The sequence below is a fragment of the Pedobacter sp. AK013 genome, from assembly GCF_014205835.1.
Lineage (GTDB): Bacteria > Bacteroidota > Bacteroidia > Sphingobacteriales > Sphingobacteriaceae > Pedobacter.
This window is the reverse complement of record NZ_JACHCQ010000013.1, coordinates 14,829-33,236: the sequence shown is the minus strand read 5'-3', so window position 1 is coordinate 33,236 and position 18,408 is coordinate 14,829. Positions and strand designations below refer to the sequence as shown.

Below are 18,408 nucleotides of genomic sequence, written 5' to 3'. Positions count from 1 at the left end.
AATACCGCATACTAAAACGGTATGTAGTATAAAAATATCAATTATATTCGATAAACGAAAATAAATTAAATATTAGCGGAGCTTATTTTCAAGTGCGAATTTTAATAATCCTGCTTTTCCTGTTACGTTGAGCTTCTGCGCCATATTTTTACGGTGCGTATCAACAGTGTTTAAAGCTATAAATAATTTTTGAGCAATTTGCTGGGAAGTATAGTCGTCACTGATCAATTTCAATATTTCCATTTCCCGGGCTGTTAAGTTATGGCTTTTTTGGAAATGATCACTGTCATTAAAAACAGAGGACGGTTGAACATCGGATTTTATTTTTTGGAAATATTTTTCTCCGTTCTGTAGGCCGGAGATAATTTTGAATAGTGTTTCAGCATCGGTATCCTTTTGAATAAAAGCCATTACCCCTATGCCCTCGAGTTTTGCGGCTAGGGTAGCAGTATAGTACATCGATAAGACCATTATTTTAACCGCGGGAAATAATTGCCTGATTTTTTCGGCGGCAATTTCACCGTCTAAAACCGGCATGTTCAGATCAAGAATTAAAATATCAGGTGTCTGGGTGTTCAAGAGGTGCAAAATTTCCTTCCCATTCGATGCCATACCGATTATTTTAAAATTGGGCTGTTCAGAGAGAATGGCCGATAATCCTTCGGCAAAAAGTTTATGATCATCAGCGATCATCAGCGTGGTGGGTTTCTGTTGAATCGTGTCCATTATTTTAAGGGGATATCAATTACTGTTGTTGTACCGTTTTGATTACTGTCTACCTGGATTTTACCGTTAAGATAATTTACCCTTGATAGAATATTTTGTGTACCTAAACCCTTTTTATCTATATCGGGATTAAAACCTATGCCGTTATCTTCGGCCATAATGCTAATTCTTTCATCGAAAGATAAAATCTGTATGGTTGCCTTCGATGCAAAAGAATGCCTGATGATGTTATTTACCAGTTCGTTAACAATCCGGTATATGGTAATCTCCATTCCGCTTTCAATGGGGTGTTCTACCTGAAAAACAAATTCGAATGCGATTTTACCTGAATGGTTCAGGGTTTTAAAATGCTCATTTAATGTTTCAATTAAACCCAGTTGCTCAAAGTTTTTTGGCATTAAATTGTGTGATATTTCCCTTAAATCGGCGCATGCCTTTTCGATCATACTGATGGTTTGGTCGTAAAATATACGGTCGTTTTCAGTAAGCTTTAAAACTTTGTGCTGAAAAGCGGTGATGTTTAGTTTTATAATCGAAAGTGTGCCGCCGAGGTCATCATGAAGATCGCGGGCCAAACGTGTCCGTTCATCTTCCTGTGCATTAAAAATGCCATCGGCGAGGTCTACCTGGTGTTTACTTTTTTCTTCCAACAGGATTTCTTTTTCTTTTTTTAGAAAATTATAACGCTGTGTTAATGCAAATGAAAGAAAAATGATTTCGGCTGTTAAACCTACCACTAAACCATTTGGCTTTAATAAATTAAAATTGGTAAGCCCTAATGTGTTAAAAACATAGTTAAAAACCCCAAATAACAACATGACGGTCGCAATAAAATAATACCACCCCAACTTGTAGCCTGCTCTGATTCTTTCCACTACACAGATAATTATAATGATTACCGTAAGGAGTGCAAGAAAATTGTTGATGTAAAAAACCGTTTTTTCTAAGAGGATAAACGATTTGAAAAGCATAAATACCGGAATGATGGACATGGCCCAGCAGAATCTTTTATAATAGTTGGTAAAACGATATAATCGACTGTTGGTGCTGTTTTGGTTAACAAATAGCTGCATTACCTGAATTAGCAGCCCACAGCTCAGTGATGCCATAATCAACCGCATGTAATCCTGAAGACCAGGTAAATTTGGGTAGAACCATTGAAAGGCCAACCCCTCTTCTTCCAGGATAAAAATTAGGGTGCAAAAAATGTAAATCGCGTAATATAGGTGGATGTTATCCCTAACCGAGGCAAATAGTAATAGGTTAAAAATCACTGCGAAAACAAAAATGCCTGTGTAAAATCCAAATAGGGTATGCTGCGGAATCTCCGCCTGAATAATATCAACATCCCGTCCGATAGATATTGGCATGTACATGTTCTGTCCGCGTTTGTCTGCCCACAAATAAAAAGTGGCCTTTTCATGAGGCAAAAGAACCATTGGGTAGATAAAGCTTCTATTGCGATAAGGGCGTTGTTTAAAAGGGAAATGATCGCCTGTTAAGCCTAAGGGGTAAATCTTTCCTTGCTGATCTACTTTAAACAGCTGGAGCTGGTTAATGCTTGAGCTCTGCTCCTTAAACATGAGGTGCACAGATTGATTTAGGGTATTTTCGATATCAAAAGCAACCCAGTAATAAGATTGGGTGTAACCTTTACTAAAAACTTTTCCTGGTATTAGTGGGGTAAGTTTACGAGCCTGCTTATATTTTATGATGGAATCGATATTCAGGTTTAAATTTTTGTCTTCATAGAAATATCCATGCTTGCTGATGTTAAATTTTTTGGCGGTATCGATCAAAATTGGATTACCCTGTTGAGCAAAGCACACCCGCAGTGGATTTATAAAAAATAAGAATAGCAAGAAAACTTTATTCATTGATGAGAGAATTAGTGGCTGCTTTAACTACCAATCAATATTTCATAAATATAAGATATAAAATAAACACTAAATATACCGAGTATAGGGTATATAAACCTCTTTTGCTATCAATTACTTTTATATCAAACTAAACGACTTAAAATGAAAAATTTCTTCACTACTTTTTTGCTCCTGTTTATAATACAGATGGCAAATGCCCAGATAACAAAAGTAACCACACAAGAACTTTATAAAGCATTTAAACAAGACCGTGTTCATTTTGCCGGTATATTGAGCAGGTTTGGTGGTGGAGGTAACTGCGCCTCGGTGGCGCTCATAAAGGCATCAATTGGAACTTTTGGAATTAATGGTGTTTTTAAAGAAGTAAAAACCGACTCGACAGCAAAAATGGTTTACATTAAAAGAAGAGATGATAAAATTATTGTGCTTTCTTTTGATAGGTTGAATTTCGCAAAAAAACATTTTTTTATTAAAACGCAAACTGATGCTATTTCAAAAAAAATTAGTGATTATGCTGCATTTTGTTTTGCTGTAATGTGCAGGGCCAAACAATTGGAAATGGGATATGATGCAAATTATTTTTACCGAGGAGTGGATAAACTTAACAAGGGACAAAATGCCTCTGAAATACATAAAATATTGGGTTTGCAAAAGGTTATTGTTAATGATCTGAGCATTAGCAATATTAAAAAATATTCAAATCTTGTTTTATACAATGCCCCGCATGCTGTATATAGCAGTAATGGTTATTATGATGAATTTTTTAATGGGACCCAAACAGGCATTGAACCTTTGGAGAGATTAAGTCAATTTCATTGTAAAACGGCAAATGGTTGTCCAATTTTAGGTGCATACGCACTTAAATGATTGACACGTTACAATTAACTAAAATCATCAATCAAAAACACAAAAAGTTCTTTTGGCCCATGTGCACCTAAAACTAATGTTTTTTCAATATCGGCGGTTCTGCTCGGTCCGGTAATATTGCTGATCATGGATGGGATCTGGTTGCCATACTTGTTTTTCAACAAATGAAAGGCATCTTTAAGATCCAGAACCAGTTGGCTTGTTTTTGCAATTACAATGTGATGATGTGGGAAGATGCTGAGCCTTCTTCCTGCAGCACCTTGATTAGTTACCATTACGCTTCCATTACGGGCAATTAGGGCTTCGCAAAGCGTAATACCTACTTCTGCCTGTTCAAAATCTTTATCGGTTTGGTAAAAAGGAAATTCGTATTTGCTTAAAAACTGCTGAAGTTCTGGTTCCCAGCAATATATTTTCCGCCATTTAAATTTGTCGGCCAGCTGCAGCATATTTTCAAAAAAATCGATCCCGTCTTCGCAGAAGATAAAGTTCCCGGATATAGCCGTAAGCTGTTCGGCAAATAATACCTCTAGCTCATCTGTATTTTTTTTATACAGTTGACCCTCTTCTAAATTAGGATAAGGGTTTTCGCGCTTCTCTAATAGTGCTTTCCTTATCTTTTTTAGTATTTGTTCTTTCGCTGTCGTATTATCCTTCATTATAAAAAAAAGCTACCCTAATAATTAAACTAGGGTAGCAAATGTAATAATAGAAATTATTTATTTATGCTTCTACCGGAGTAATATGTCCGGGAGTGCCGCTTTCTCCTTGGTTTTCGAATAATCGTTTACCAAAAATTACTTCTAAATCGTCTTTAAATAAAACTTCTTTTTCAATCAAGATATCTGCCAATTGGATCAATTTATCTTTATTTTCTTCTAATAAAGTAATTGCCCTTTGGTATTGGCCTTCAATTAAAGCCGAAATTTCTTTATCAATCGTTAAAGCAGTATCTTCTGAATATGGTTTAGAGAAATTATACTCGTTCTGACCAGATGAGTCGTAATAAGTAATGTTTCCTAATTTATCGTTCAAGCCATAAATAGTAACCATTGCTCTAGCTTGTTTATTCACCTTTTCTAAATCGCTAAGTGCACCGGTAGAAATGGTATCGAACATCACTTTTTCAGCTGCCCTACCACCCATAGTTGCACACATTTCATCGAGCATTTGATGAGGACGAACAATTAAGCGTTCTTCTGGCAGATACCAGGCGGCACCTAAACTCTGGCCGCGCGGAACAATAGTAACCTTAACTAAAGGCGCCGCATGTTCTAATAACCAGCTTACCGTGGCGTGACCAGCCTCGTGAATCGCAATAGCACGTTTTTCGCTTGGTGTAATGATTTTGTTTTTCTTTTCCAATCCACCTACGATTCTATCTACAGCGTCTAAGAAATCTTGCTTATCAACTGCCGATTTATTTTTACGGGCTGCAATTAATGCCGCTTCGTTACAAACATTTGCAATATCCGCTCCAGAGAATCCTGGGGTTTGTTTTGCTAAAAATTCGGTATCAAGCTCTTCTGATTTTTTAAGCGGCGTGATATGGACTTCGAAAATTTGTTTACGCTCTATAACATCTGGTAAATCAACATAAATCTGTCTGTCGAATCTACCTGCTCTTAATAATGCCTTATCTAAAACATCGGCACGGTTCGTAGCGGCTAAGATAATAACATGAGTATTGGTGCCAAAACCATCCATTTCAACCAAAAGCTGGTTTAAGGTGTTTTCGCGTTCATCATTTCCACCCATTACACCGTTTTTACCACGGGCACGGCCAATAGCATCGATTTCATCAATAAAGATAATACAAGGCGATTTATCTTTTGCTTGTTTAAATAAGTCGCGTACACGAGATGCACCCACCCCAACAAACATCTCTACAAAATCAGATCCTGACAGAGAGAAGAAAGGAACCTGGGCCTCGCCTGCAACAGCTTTAGCCAATAAGGTTTTACCGGTACCAGGCGAACCTACAAGTAAAGCGCCTTTAGGGATTTTTCCACCCAGATCGGTATATTTTTTAGGGTTTTTAAGGAAATCTACAATTTCCATTACCTCTGTTTTTGCTTCTTCTAAACCGGCAACATCGTTGAAAGTAATGTTTACCTGGCTTTCTTTATCAAACAAAGTTGCTTTTGATTTTCCGATACTGAAGATCTGACCGCCGCCGCCAGCACCTCCGCCCATTCTGCGCATCATAAAAATCCAGAAACCGATTAAGAGCAATACAGGTAAAATAATGCTTAAGAACCAGCTAGCCAACGGGTTGCTGCGACTGGTTTTCTCTGCCAGTACCCTTGGTTGGTTAGTAGGAAGATCCTTTTGCGAATCGGCAAGTTGTTTATCAAGCCCATCCATCGTTCCAGCGTTGAAATATACAACAGGGCTTCCTGCGTTGTTTACATTAAAAGTACTTTTGCTCTTGTATGCATCATACAATTTCTTTTTATCTAAACTATCTTTTTTAATATAAACCTCTACACGAACTAAATCGTCTGATTTATAGGCAACCACCTTCTGTACGTCACCTTTCAGCAACATCTGTTGTTCAAATGTTTGGTAGGTTACTTCTTTACCGCCATCAGTAGTAAATAAAAACTGTGCAGCAATAATGGCTATAATAATGGCCGCATACACCCAGAAAATATTAAATTTTGATCCTTTTTGTGGTTTTTTAGGGATGTTTGGAATTCTTTTACCCTGTTTTTCGTTGGTATTTTGATTGTCGTTCATTTGTCTTTGTCAAAATGGTTCTATTAGGTTATGCGCTTTGATAATTTGTGCTTTCTGCATCCCCCCAAAGTTCTTCTATGCCATAAAAGTGGCGCTTTTCGGTTTTAAAAATGTGCACAACCACATCGAAATAATCAAGAATGATCCAATCCGCTGATTCGTAACCTTCCTTATGTCTTGGATCGGCCTGAGTAGCTTTATATATTTCTTTTTCTACACTATCGGCAATAGCTTTTACCTGAGTACCAGAGTTGGCGCTCGCAATAATAAAGTAATCAGCCACTGAAGTATGAATATTCCTGAGATCTAACCGCACTATATCTTCTCCTTTTTTCTCCTGTATGCCGTGAACGGCTAACTCCGAAAGGTATGTAGAAAGGGCTACTATTTTCTTTTTTACCATTAAAATGCTTTAATTTTGGAATTACAATATTATAAATTCAACACTTGCAAAATAACACTTTTTCGACATTATTTGTTGGTCAAAATTTAATCAAATTAAAAGAAGTTGATTCTACTAATAACTTTTTAAAAAATTTGGTGTCAAAATCCGAGCCATTAGCCGAAGGGACTGTAATTATGGCAGATAATCAGTTTGCCGGAAGAGGACAGCAAGAAAGCGTTTGGCAAACCGAGGCAGGGAAAAACATTAGTACAAGTATTTATTTAAAGCCGTCTTTTTTGCCGCTAGATAAACAGTTTTATTTAAATATTGCCGTTAGTTTGGCTGTTAGTGATGCTTTATCCTGTTTTGTACCAGAGGGGATAAAAGTAAAATGGCCTAATGATATGTATTACCATCATAAGAAATTAGGGGGGGTATTAATCGAAAATACACTGACAGGCAGTTTTATTAAATCATCAGTAATTGGCATTGGTTTAAATATAAATCAATCAGAATTTTCAGATAACATTAGCCAACGTGCTACTTCCGTCATTCAAATTTTACAAAGAGATGTGCCTTTAATGGATATTATGGAGAAATTGTTCATATTTATGGAAAAATACTACTTAATTTTGAGGGCCGGAAAATATAGCATTTTACAAAATGATTACCTTTCAAGGCTTTACAACTTTAACATTCCAGCGTTATATGTACAAAATGGAGCGTTTTTTGAAGGAATCATTAAAGGAGTTGAAGATAACGGTAGACTAAGCGTTGATACAAAAAACGGTTTAAAAGTCTTTAACTTTAAAGAAATAGAATTTACACACACAAAATAAACACATAATGAAAAAAATCACCCTGGTGCTTTCGATGGTACTTTTTACCATCGCTGGTGCATTTGCTCAAATTGAAAAGCCTGTTACTTGGGCCTACTCTGCAAAGAAAGTAAGTAAAACGGAAGCTATTGTCTATTTAAAAGCTACAATTGATGACAGATGGCATATTTATTCTCAGAATGTAAAAGACGGAGGACCGGTAAAAACTACTTTTACTTTCGCGCCTTCTAAAGATTTCAGCATGGTAGGCAAAACAATTGAGCCAAAAGCAATTGTTAAATATGAAAGCACTTTTAAAATGAATGTAAGTTATTTCGAAAAAGTGGTCATTTTTCAGCAAAAAATTAAACTAAACAAAGCAACTACGGCAGTTAAAGGTGTAGTAGAGTTTATGGTTTGTAATGATAAACAGTGTCTTCCACCAGAAGAAGTTGAGTTTAGCATTCCGGTTAAATAGTTGACAGCAAAATATTTACAAACAGTCCCGAATTTTCGGGACTGTTTCTTTTTAAAGTAAAATCTACGTGGTGTAGTGGTTAAAAAAAAATCGTTTCTAAAATTATTCTTAATTTCACGGTTTCAAAATACACACACAAAACGCACAAATGAAAAAGGTTTTATTATTGTTGTTAATGGCTACAATGTTTATTGCATTGCCGGCCGTTAAAAGTTACGCCATTGTAACACAAGATACCACGGCAACCGCTCCTCCCGATGATATTGTCTTTACCGAAGTAGGTTCGGCACAGGATAGTGCTGCGAATAAGCAGGTAAAAACGGAAAAAGATACCCTTAAAAAGGATACAGTTAAAGCAGAAAAAGCTAAGGTAGCTGGCAAAGATGCTCCAAAGCAATCGCTTTGGGTAACCTTTGGTTTAGGCCTTCTGGCAGGTATTGCCGCTTTTTTCCTTCCCTGTATTTTCCCAATGGTTCCGCTTACCGTTGGCTTTTTTACTAAAAGAGCAGAAAGCAGGGCTAAAGGAATCAGGAGTGCGGTTATTTATGGTTTATCGATCATTGTTATTTACGTGGGCCTAGGTGTAATTATTACCTTAATTTGGGGTGCTAGTGCATTAAATGAAATATCGACCGATGGATTTTTTAATATTTTCATCTTCCTTATATTAATTGTTTTCGGCGTATCTTTTTTGGGTGCTTTCGAAATTACGTTGCCGAGTTCATTTGTAAATAAACTTGATGCTAAATCAGATGCTAAAGGCTTAAGCGGAATATTTTTTATGGCTGCAACTTTAGCTGTTGTTTCCTTCTCATGTACCGGACCGTTGATTGGAACCTCATTGGTTGCTATTAATACCGATTTGCTAACACCAGTGGTGGTAATGTTCGGCTTCTCCTTATCGTTAGCCGTAATTTTCACGATGTTTGCTATTTTCCCTAGTTTAATGACAGGTTTGCCAAAATCTGGCGGATGGTTAAACTCCATTAAGGTTTTCCTTGGTTTCCTAGAATTAGGGTTATCATTAAAGTTCCTTTCAACAGCTGATCTTGCTTATCACTGGGGAATACTGGACCGTGAGATATTCTTAGCTATATGGATTGTACTTGCCTTAATTTTGGGCGTTTATTTATTGGGAAAAATTAAGTTCTCTCATGATAGCGACCTTCCTTATGTATCGGTACCTAGGTTATTTATTGCAACAGCTACTTTTGTATTTGCCATTTATCTCATCCCGGGCTTATGGGGAGCCCCTTTAAAAGCAGTAAGTGCACTGGTACCTCCGCTTTCTACCCAGGATTTTATAATCGGACAGGATAGTGGTGGTGGATCAAACCAAACTGCGACAACTAGTCACGCTAAACGTAAATATGCTGATTTCTTGCATATTCCCCATAATATTGATGGGTTTTTCGATTATCAGGAAGCACTCGCTTATGCTAAAGAGGTAAAAAAACCATTGTTTTTAGATTTCACTGGGCATGGATGTGTAAATTGCAGAGAAATGGAAGCCAGGGTTTGGTCTGACCCAAGAGTACTTAAAAAATTGAAAGAAGATTATATTGTGGTATCGCTTTATACAGACGATAAAACAAGTTTACCTGCCGCAGAACAATTTGACTCTAAAATTTTAGGCACAAAAGTGAACACTGTTGGTAAAAAGTTCAAACATTTGCAGGCCGAAAGATTTAATACCATTTCGCAACCATATTATGTACTTTTGGGTACTGATGAAAAAGAATTAGTTTCGCCTCCTATTGGAGTAGAATTTGATATAGATAAATATTTGCAATATCTGGATAATGGATTATCAGAATTTGCTAAGAAACAAACAAATGAATAAGATTAAGAACATTGGTGTTTTAACCTCTGGCGGCGATTCGCCAGGCATGAACGCTGCAATCAGAGCTGTAGTTAGGGGCTCTATTTATTATGACATTGAAGTAACCGGATTTCTCCGTGGGTATGAAGGCTTAATCCACAATGATTTTATCCCTATGGACCGCAAATCTGTAGCGAATATCATCCAGCGTGGAGGTACTATCTTAAAAACGGCCCGCAGCGAAGCATTCAAAACCGTAGCGGGTAGAAAAACAGCTTACGAAAACCTAAAAGCCAATGGAATTGATGCCCTGGTTGTAATTGGTGGTGATGGCACATTTACCGGTGCCAATATTTTTTCTAAAGAGTTCGATTTTCCGATTGTGGGCTTACCAGGTACCATTGATAACGATTTAGCGGGTACTGATTTTACTATTGGGTATGACTCTGCCATTAATACGGTTATCGATGCCGTAGATAAAATCAGAGATACGGCTGAATCACACGACAGGCTTTTTATTGTAGAGGTAATGGGCCGCGACTCTGGGTTAATTGCTTTAAGAAGTGGAATTGGCGTTGGCGCCGAAGCCATCATGATCCCCGAAGCAAATATGAATGCAGACGATATCTTGCATAAGTTAGAGCATAGCCGTAAAGATAAAGCATCGAAAATTATTATTGTTGCTGAAGGCGATGATACAGGGGGCGCATTTAAGGTTGGCGAAATTTTGCAGGAAAAATATCCGCATTACGACACTAAGGTTTCGGTTTTGGGCCATATTCAACGCGGGGGAAAACCCACCTGTATGGACCGTGTACTGGCCAGCCGCTTAGGTGTAGCTGCGGTAGAGGGATTAATTAATGGCGAAAGCGGCGTAATGGTTGGGCAGATTAACCGGGAAATCATTTTTACCCCTTTTGATCATGCGATAAAGCACATCAATGCCGAGAAGGTAAGCTCTAAATGGTTAAAGCTAATCGACATTCTTTCGTTTTAAACGAATATAGCATATAAAAGAAAAGTCTTTCCCGCACCGGAAAGACTTTCTTGTTTTTGCTTAGTTTCGCTATAAGCAAATTTCTTAATCTTCTAAAATAACAGCTGTGCCATTTGCACTTACCATAAGCATGCTTCCTCCGCTGCCTACGGTTTCGTAATCTAAATCAACACCAACAATAGCATTTGCGCCAAGCGCGGCCGCATATTGCTGCATTTCATTAACCGCAGTATCTTTTCCCTCTCTTAAAACGCGTTCGTAAGAACTGGATCTACCCCCTACTATATCTGTTATTCCGGCAAATAAATCTTTAAAAATATTTGCTCCAATAATCGTTTCTCCGGTAACAAGACCAATATATTTTACAATTTTTCTGCCCTCAACCGTGGGCGTTGTGGTTACTAACATAGCTTCAGTTTTAATAATTAGAACAAATTTTTTTCGAAATGTTACATTTTTTACCAAAGCCAGTTCGCTTTTATGCTAACCAATGGCCCATGTTAAATCAAGTAAAATACATTTTGCCCGAATAAATTTATGTAATCGGTTATGCTTTTGCATCAATATTTAAAATTACGATTATGAAACCATCTAAAACCTTACTCCTTTTCTCCTTATTACTGATTGTATTTTTTGTTCATGCGCAAATGCCCGTGCTAAAAGTACAACAGGCGGTAAGCACTGATCAAAAAGATGTTGTTAAACTTAAAAAGTTAAATATTGATGTGCAGATTACAGGAAATGTGGCCACAACAGTGATGACGATGACTTTTCACAATAGCAGTAATCGTATTTTAGAAGGTGAACTCACATTTCCAATGCCAGAAGGCGTTAGCATAAGCCGTTATGCTTTAGATATTAATGGGAAAATGCGCGAAGCCGTTCCGGTAGAAAAAACCAAAGCAATCGAGGTTTTCGAAAGTATAGAGCGGAGAAGAATTGATCCAGGTTTGCTGGAGAAAGTAGAAGGAAATAATTTCCGCACCAGAATTTATCCGTTGCCGGCCAATGGTAGCAGAACCATAATTGTTGGTTATGAAGAAGAACTGGGATTTAATAATAACCATGCTTTAAAATACCATTTACCACTCGATTACAACCAGGCAATTGAAAACTTTACGCTAAAAACTACTGTTTTCGAGAGCGTTATCAAGCCAGAGCTTGGCGAACAACCCGATGGCAGTTTTGATTTAAAGGCCAATGGGAATACCTATGTTGGAGAGATTAATAAAACTAATTACCTGCCTAAAAACGGCCTGACTATTAATCTGCCAAAACGAAATGATCTGACTGAGGTGCAAATGCAAAAAGCATCAACAGGGTATTATTTTCTGGTGAATGTTTTCCCTAAAACAGAAAGCCGCAGAAAACAGTGGAGTAATCAAATAGGTTTAATATGGGATGTTTCTTTAAGTGGTCTTCAGCGCAATACTGAGAAAGAAATGGAGCTGCTAGATTTGATTATTAAACAAAAACAAAATTTAACCGTACAGTTGGGTTTAGTTAATAATGGGTTTAAAAACGCAGGAACTTTTGTCATCTCGAATGGTAATTGGACTCAATTAAAAGATAAACTGAAGAATCTTGTATATGATGGAGGGACAAACTTCAGTGCCATAAATACTAAAAGCCTGCAGGCCGATGAATATATTTTGTTTACTGATGGGTTATCTACATTCGGGAAAAATACGGTAGGCTTAAATAAACCAGTTCATTGTATCAATTCGGCCCTTAAGGCAGATTATAGTACGCTGAAAGTTATCAGTATGAAAACTGGGGGGCAATTTGTAAACCTCAATTCCACTTCAGTTGCCGAAGCATTTAAACAATTGAACCAGCAAAATCTTCAGTTTTTAGGGATTAAAAACGGAGCAGATGTAAGGCAGACTTATCCTTCAATGAGGGTGAATGTAAACGGACACTTCTCTTTGGCCGGTATTATGAATGAGTTTAATACCCAATTTACCTTACAGTTTGGTTTTGGAAATACGGTTATTTCAGAACAAGTTGTACGGTTAAATGCTACTGAACATACTTTAAGCAGTATTAATGTTAGCCGTGTTTGGGCACAGAAGAAAATTGCCGAAATGGATATTCAATATGAAGATAATAAAGATGATATTAGCGTTCTGAGCAAACAGTTTGGCATTGTTACCCGCAATACCAGCCTCATTGTATTAGAAAACCTTGATGATTATTTGCGTTATGATATTGTACCTCCTATTGAATTGCAACAGGCCTATAATGCGGGTTTAAAGCAACGAAGAGCCGCTATTTTAGAACGTAAGCAAGATTTGATCAATGCGGCAGTAGTTATGACCAAAGATTTAAAAACCTGGTGGAATACAGATTTTTACTATAAAGAACAAGGAAAGACGAAAGAGAGATACCCTGATCCGGGACAAAGGGATGTACATGGAGACCCTGGTGCTAATATTGTAATGGCTGAATCAGCCAGGGAGAGCCGGAGAAGAGAAGTTGAGAAAGTGGCTGAAATGGTCGTTCCACCTATGCCACAAGCGGCAACGCTGACTCCAGCTACTGGGGCTGCAAGCAGGGATAAAGAAACGAATCAATTAAATGAAGTGGTGGTTGTAGGTTATGCTTCACAGCGGAAGGCTTCTGTAACGGGATCGGTCGAGACCATTAGGGGTAATGCTTCAAGCGCTCTTGAAGGAAGGGTTGCGGGTGTTCAGGTAGCAAATGTAGATGCCATGAAAATGCCGTCTGCAGTACCACAACAACCAGCTATCGTGATCCCTGAATTTAAAAGTGATAAGGATTATATGAAAAATCTGGTTGGAAAAACAGATAGTGCTTATCAGGCTTATTTAAAAATGCGTTCTGGCTACATGAGTACGCCAATGTTTTATTTTGATGTAGCCAATTGGTTTTATCAGCAGAAAGATAGCGTTAGAGCATTAACTATTTTAAGTAATATTGCCGATCTGGATCTCGAAAATGCCGATTTATATAAAACTTTAGCTTATAAATTAAAACAGACCGGTAATTATAAAGATGAAATTTTTATTACTCAGAAGATTTTGCAATGGCGACCAATGGATGCTCAAAGTTACCGCGATTATGCCTTAGCTTTGGCCGATAATGGGCAATATCAAAATGCATTAGATAATCTATATAAGGTGCTCACCCAAAGTTATAATGCGCAGATTGCCGATCGTGACGAGGGAATTGAGGAGATTGTGATATCCGAAATCAATAACCTGATTGCAAAACATGGCCATAACTTAAGTACCAAGGGAATTGATAAAAGACTAATTCAACCATTGCCTGTAGACGTGCGCGTAGTGCTAAACTGGAATAAAAATGATACTGATATAGACCTGTGGTTAACCGATCCGACAGGCGAAAAAGGATTTTATGGAAACTCACGGACAAAAATAGGCGGGAGGATTAGCAACGATTTTACTTCAGGTTATGGCCCCGAACAGTTTATGATCAAAAAAGCTATTAAAGGAAAATATAAAATCGAAGTGAATTATTATGGTGATAGGCAGATTAATATTAGTGGACCAACAACTGTTACCGCTGAGATATATACCCGATATGCAACACATAAACAACAAAGAAAAGTAATTGTACTGCCATTGGCTGCCGGAAGTGGTGGTGGAAATTTTGTTGGAGAATTTAATTTTTAGGATGTGATAGCGCGAAATATCGTCATTCCCAACTTGATTGGGAATCCTAATGCAATGGCTTTAAGATTCTCGTCTGCAGGGGAATGACGGTATCTCTATTATGTTCTTTAAAGCAATAATCCCGCTACTTCCTCCCAGTTATTAACGCGCTCGTATTCAGTTATCAGTAAATTATGAGGAGAGGTAAATAATAGTGGCCTGCCAGCAAAATTCACAAAGTTTTTAATGCGGTCGTCTATTATAATATCAACATTCACAATTTTATTTCCGCAGAACATGATATGTTGCCAATCGATGAAAGGAAAATGTTCGGCCATCCAATCGTACTTATCAACCAATGAGTTACGGAACTCCATCGCTGCCGAAACAATGTAAACATCATATTTTTCCTGTAAAGCTTTAATTACCCGTTGGCTATCTGCAATAACTTCGAGATCTCGAAAAAAACCGGGTTCATTTATATATTCGAACCACTTCTGGTTAACAGCTTGTGGAACATGGTGGTAGATTTCGTTTCCGGCATCAATTTTTAAATCTAAAGGAATGTTAAAGTCTCGATTATATAGTTTAATAAATTTTCCAAGGGCATCGGCAATCACCTCGTCCATATCAATCGCAATTCTCTCCATTTTGTATCCGCAAATATTTTGGCGTAAATATCCTGAAAACAAAGAAATTAAACTATGTTTTTAATTTACAGTATTTTAGTTATCTTTGCAGCCCCGCAGCATGAAGCTCCGGGAACTATGTTGAATACATAAATACAAAAAGAAATGGCAACTAAAATCAGATTGCAAAGATTTGGTAAAAAAGGAAAACCTTTTTTCCACGTTGTGGTAGCAGATTCTCGCGCTCCACGTGATGGTAAATTTATTGAGCGTTTAGGTTCTTATAACCCAAACACCAATCCTGCTACCATCGAAATTAACTTCGAAAAAACTTTAGCTTGGGTTAACAGTGGTGCAGAACCAACTGATACTGCTCGCGCTATCCTTTCTTACAAAGGTGTTTTATACAAAAAACACTTAGAAGGTGGTGTTAAAAAAGGAGCTTTAACTCAAGAACAAGCAGATGAAAAATTTGCAGCTTGGTTAGATGCTAAAGCAGGTAAAATTTCTGGTAAATCAGAAAGTTTAGCTACTTCTAAAGCAGATGCGCGTAAAGCAGCATTAGCAGCAGAAGCTAAGAAAAAAGAAGATAAAGCAGCAGCTATCGCAGCTAAAAATGCACCAGTTGTTGAAGAAGAGGCTACTGAAGAAGCACCGGCTGTTGAAGCTGAAGCAACTGAAGAGGCTCCTGCAGCAGAAGCTACTAAAGAAGAAGGAGCAGAATAATTTTAATTATTTGGTCTCATAAAATAGCGTTTCGAATTTCGGAACGCTATTTTTATTTACAGTTCGTCATGCTGAATTTATTTCAGCATCTTTCTTATCATAGATCCTGAAATAAATTCAGGATGACACTTTTAAAGGCACATTTAGGGATGATTATGAAACACGAAGAAGCATTTTATATAGGTTACGTTACCAAAACGAGGGGTTTAAAGGGAGAAGTTCAGGTATTTTTCGAATTTGATGAATACGAGCAACTCGAATATGATGTGGTATTTGCCGATATGAATGGTAAACTTGTTCCGTATTTTGTGGCCTCGGCAAAACTACAGGCCAATAAAACGGGCTACTTTAATTTTGATGATGCTGATCACATCGATAAAGTGCAACCGTTATTAAAAAAGAAATTATACCTGCCCCTATCGCAAATGCCCGAACGCGAAGAAGGAGAATTTTTCTATACCGATTTTAAAGGTTATTTAGCAATAGATGAAACTTTGGGCGAATTAGGCGAAATTTTGGAAGTAAACGAATATCCGCAACAATTTGTGGCTACCGTGATGCATAAAGAAACCGAAATCCTGTTCCCGCTAAACGAAGATTTTATTGTAGAATACGATGAGGATGAAAAAACATTAACCCTCGATTTACCCGAAGGTTTGCTGGATGTTTATCTCGAAAGCTAAAAATATTTTCTTGATTTTTAGTCTAATCCAGGTTGTTTTTGTAAAATAAAACAATCTTTTAGTAAAAAATACTTGACATTAATATCAAAAATACTTTACATTTGGTAAAAAATATTTGATATATGAAAAATTCGCTTTTGATCTCAAACAAATTCAAAGTAATTGGTTGGATCGTTTTTGTTTTATCTTCAGGTACTTACTGGGTAATTAGTTATTTCGATTTACCAGTTCCTAAAATTATGCTCACGTTAATACCCAGGGTACTCAATTGGTCGGATGGGAATTTGTGGGATGAGATTATTTTGAGTTTTGTAATAATCGGACTTTTATTAATTTCATTTTCGAAAGAAAAGAACGAAGACGAATATATTTCGTTGTTGCGGTTAAAAAGCTGGCAATGGTCGGTTTTAATATCCTATGGTGTTTTATTTATTGCAACGTGGACCATTTACGGAGGTATGTTTTTGGCTTTTATGATTTACAATATGTTAACTGTGCTGTTGGTTTTCATTATAAAGTTTAATTTTAGTTTGTACCGTTTAAGGACAGAAGGGGTTTCTGATGAAAAATAATATCCGTGTTCAACGCGCCATAAAAAACATTACACAGGCAGAACTTGCAGATCTTATTCAGGTTTCGCGGCAGACCATTAACACCATCGAATCAGGCAAGTATGTTCCATCAACGGTTTTGGCGTTAAAAATGGCCAAAGTTTTTGATAAACCGGTAGAAGAAATATTCAATTTAGAAGAAGGAGACTGGTGATCTCCCCCAAAAGTTTGCCTTCAGGCTAAAGACTTCAGACTAAAGACTTACCTTTGCACCATGCGTTTCGATATTATAACAGTTTTGCCCGCCTTATTAGAAAGTCCGTTTGCCCATTCTATTTTGCAACGTGCGCAAAAAAAAGGCATTGCCGAAATTGTTGTGCATAACCTGAGGGATTATGCTACCAACAAACAAAAAAGTGTAGACGATTACCAGTATGGTGGTGGTAGCGGTATGGTAATGAGTATTGAGCCTTTTGCGACCTGTATCGAAAAACTTCAAGCCGAGAGAGAATATGATGAAGTTATTTTCATGAGTCCCGATGGCGTTACTTTAAACCAGAGCACGGCTAACGAACTCTCTATTAAAAAGAATATCATTATTTTATGCGGCCATTACAAGGGTATAGATCAGCGCATACGGGATATCTTTGTAACGAGGGAAATATCGGTTGGAGATTATGTTTTGAGTGGAGGCGAGCTGCCTGCTGCAATTGTGGTGGATGCTGTTGTGCGTTTAATCCCGGGGGTTTTAAATGATGAAACTTCGGCCCTATCCGATAGTTTTCAGGGAGAGCTGCTTGATGCACCGGTTTATACCCGCCCGGCAGACTGGCGTGGACATAAAGTGCCCGATGTTTTATTAAGCGGCCATGAGGCTAAAGTGAACGAATGGAGGCATGAACAGGCCTTAGAACGAACTAAAACACGCCGCCCTGATCTTTTGGAATAGAAGCATTTAGCCCAATCGAATGTGGAATTCATAAAGATTGTGGAAAAAATTAAAATAGGTTTTTTTATATGAAAAAAAATCCCTAATATTGCAATCCGATTTTCAAGGTAAAGAAAGTTGGTTTAATAGCTTAAAATCATGGATTTAGTAAAATTTGTTGAAGAGCAGGCCATCGCGAAAAAAGATTTTCCTGCGTTCAAGTCTGGCGATACAGTGAGCGTACACTATAAAATTCGCGAAGGTAATAAAGAACGTGTTCAAATTTACCAAGGTGTTGTAATACAACGTAACAGTGCAGGTGCTAACGAAACCTTCACCGTTCGTAAAATGAGCAACGGCGTTGGTGTTGAGCGTATTTTCCCTTTTAGTTCTCCAAACATTGAGAAAGTAGAAGTGAATAGCTATGGTAAAGTTCGTAGAGCAAAATTGTTCTATTTACGTGCTTTAACTGGTAAAGCTGCTCGTATCAAATCTTTGAGAAAATAATATTCTTTATTATAAGATATAGCCTTCACGA

The 18,408-nt window shown here is 37.4% G+C and carries 19 protein-coding genes; 12 read left to right on the top strand and 7 right to left on the bottom strand.

From position 1 onward, the window contains the following. Positions 1 to 72: 72 nt before the first annotated feature. The gene (locus tag HDC90_RS10590; RefSeq protein ID WP_184466113.1) at positions 73 to 726 is read right to left on the bottom strand and encodes a response regulator transcription factor; all 654 of its coding nucleotides are present in this window, start codon (positions 724 to 726) and stop codon (positions 73 to 75) included. Next, on the bottom strand, positions 726 to 2,603 hold the full coding sequence (locus HDC90_RS10585; RefSeq protein ID WP_184466111.1) for a 7TM diverse intracellular signaling domain-containing protein: 1,878 nt from the start codon (positions 2,601 to 2,603) through the stop codon (positions 726 to 728). Before HDC90_RS10585 ends, HDC90_RS10590 begins: the two co-directional genes overlap by 1 nt. Before the next feature lie 144 nt (positions 2,604 to 2,747). Here HDC90_RS10585 and HDC90_RS10580 point away from each other — a divergent pair, with 144 nt between their 5' ends. Continuing rightward, positions 2,748 to 3,473, top strand: coding sequence for a hypothetical protein (locus tag HDC90_RS10580; RefSeq protein ID WP_184466109.1), 726 nt, complete (start codon positions 2,748 to 2,750; stop codon positions 3,471 to 3,473). 14 nt (positions 3,474 to 3,487) lie between these two features. On the opposite strand, the gene HDC90_RS10575 is transcribed toward HDC90_RS10580, so the two are convergent. From HDC90_RS10575 to rsfS, 3 genes are all read right to left on the bottom strand, one after another. Further along, positions 3,488 to 4,132, bottom strand: a complete 645-nt coding sequence (locus HDC90_RS10575) for an LUD domain-containing protein (RefSeq protein WP_184466107.1) — start codon at positions 4,130 to 4,132, stop codon at positions 3,488 to 3,490. 64 nt (positions 4,133 to 4,196) lie between these two features. Continuing rightward, positions 4,197 to 6,215: an ATP-dependent zinc metalloprotease FtsH gene (ftsH, locus tag HDC90_RS10570; RefSeq protein WP_184466105.1), complete on the bottom strand. Its 2,019-nt coding sequence runs from the start codon at positions 6,213 to 6,215 to the stop codon at positions 4,197 to 4,199. Positions 6,216 to 6,243: 28 nt separating this feature from the next. After that, entirely contained in the window at positions 6,244 to 6,618 is a 375-nt protein-coding gene (rsfS, locus tag HDC90_RS10565) for a ribosome silencing factor (RefSeq protein WP_184466103.1), read from the bottom strand. A gap of 44 nt (positions 6,619 to 6,662) precedes the next feature. Here rsfS and HDC90_RS10560 point away from each other — a divergent pair, with 44 nt between their 5' ends. The 4 genes from HDC90_RS10560 to pfkA all read left to right on the top strand — a co-directional run bounded on the left by HDC90_RS10560 (position 6,663) and on the right by pfkA (position 10,715). Further along, positions 6,663 to 7,439 (top strand): biotin--[acetyl-CoA-carboxylase] ligase, encoded by a 777-nt coding sequence (locus HDC90_RS10560; protein WP_184466101.1) that lies wholly within the window; start codon positions 6,663 to 6,665, stop codon positions 7,437 to 7,439. Positions 7,440 to 7,446: 7 nt separating this feature from the next. Then, positions 7,447 to 7,896, top strand: a complete 450-nt coding sequence (locus HDC90_RS10555; RefSeq protein ID WP_184466100.1) for a protein-disulfide reductase DsbD domain-containing protein — start codon at positions 7,447 to 7,449, stop codon at positions 7,894 to 7,896. Between the two features lie 148 nt (positions 7,897 to 8,044). After that, complete coding sequence (locus HDC90_RS10550; RefSeq protein ID WP_184466098.1) at positions 8,045 to 9,739, top strand: protein-disulfide reductase DsbD; 1,695 nt, start codon at positions 8,045 to 8,047, stop codon at positions 9,737 to 9,739. Continuing rightward, positions 9,732 to 10,715 carry a 6-phosphofructokinase gene (gene pfkA, locus HDC90_RS10545; protein ID WP_184466096.1) on the top strand — a complete coding sequence of 328 codons (984 nt, stop codon included), beginning with the start codon at positions 9,732 to 9,734 and terminating at the stop codon, positions 10,713 to 10,715. The genes HDC90_RS10550 and pfkA overlap by 8 nt, the downstream gene beginning before the upstream one ends. Before the next feature lie 84 nt (positions 10,716 to 10,799). On the opposite strand, the gene HDC90_RS10540 is transcribed toward pfkA, so the two are convergent. Next, complete coding sequence (locus HDC90_RS10540) at positions 10,800 to 11,123, bottom strand: heavy metal-binding domain-containing protein (protein WP_025141635.1); 324 nt, start codon at positions 11,121 to 11,123, stop codon at positions 10,800 to 10,802. A 173-nt stretch (positions 11,124 to 11,296) separates the two neighbouring features. Between HDC90_RS10540 and HDC90_RS10535 the strand changes: the two genes are divergently transcribed. After that, a complete protein-coding gene (locus HDC90_RS10535) occupies positions 11,297 to 14,374 on the top strand; it encodes a VIT domain-containing protein (protein WP_184466094.1) in 3,078 nt (1,025 codons plus the stop codon). 107 nt (positions 14,375 to 14,481) lie between these two features. On the opposite strand, the gene HDC90_RS10530 is transcribed toward HDC90_RS10535, so the two are convergent. Further along, positions 14,482 to 15,003, bottom strand: a complete 522-nt coding sequence (locus HDC90_RS10530; protein WP_255497587.1) for a 5'(3')-deoxyribonucleotidase — start codon at positions 15,001 to 15,003, stop codon at positions 14,482 to 14,484. A gap of 144 nt (positions 15,004 to 15,147) precedes the next feature. Here HDC90_RS10530 and HDC90_RS10525 point away from each other — a divergent pair, with 144 nt between their 5' ends. From HDC90_RS10525 to rplS, 6 genes are all read left to right on the top strand, one after another. After that, the gene (locus tag HDC90_RS10525; protein ID WP_184466092.1) at positions 15,148 to 15,708 is read left to right on the top strand and encodes a 30S ribosomal protein S16; all 561 of its coding nucleotides are present in this window, start codon (positions 15,148 to 15,150) and stop codon (positions 15,706 to 15,708) included. 155 nt (positions 15,709 to 15,863) lie between these two features. Continuing rightward, positions 15,864 to 16,391: a ribosome maturation factor RimM gene (gene rimM / locus HDC90_RS10520; RefSeq protein WP_184466279.1), complete on the top strand. Its 528-nt coding sequence runs from the start codon at positions 15,864 to 15,866 to the stop codon at positions 16,389 to 16,391. Between the two features lie 122 nt (positions 16,392 to 16,513). Then, positions 16,514 to 16,963 (top strand): hypothetical protein, encoded by a 450-nt coding sequence (locus HDC90_RS10515; protein ID WP_184466090.1) that lies wholly within the window; start codon positions 16,514 to 16,516, stop codon positions 16,961 to 16,963. Next, a complete protein-coding gene (locus HDC90_RS10510) occupies positions 16,953 to 17,156 on the top strand; it encodes a helix-turn-helix transcriptional regulator (RefSeq protein WP_184466088.1) in 204 nt (67 codons plus the stop codon). The genes HDC90_RS10515 and HDC90_RS10510 overlap by 11 nt, the downstream gene beginning before the upstream one ends. A 60-nt stretch (positions 17,157 to 17,216) precedes the next feature. Beyond that, positions 17,217 to 17,891, top strand: a complete 675-nt coding sequence (trmD, locus tag HDC90_RS10505) for a tRNA (guanosine(37)-N1)-methyltransferase TrmD (RefSeq protein WP_184466086.1) — start codon at positions 17,217 to 17,219, stop codon at positions 17,889 to 17,891. 138 nt (positions 17,892 to 18,029) lie between these two features. Further along, entirely contained in the window at positions 18,030 to 18,377 is a 348-nt protein-coding gene (rplS, locus tag HDC90_RS10500; protein WP_057930964.1) for a 50S ribosomal protein L19, read from the top strand. The last annotated feature ends 31 nt before the right edge of the window (positions 18,378 to 18,408 follow it).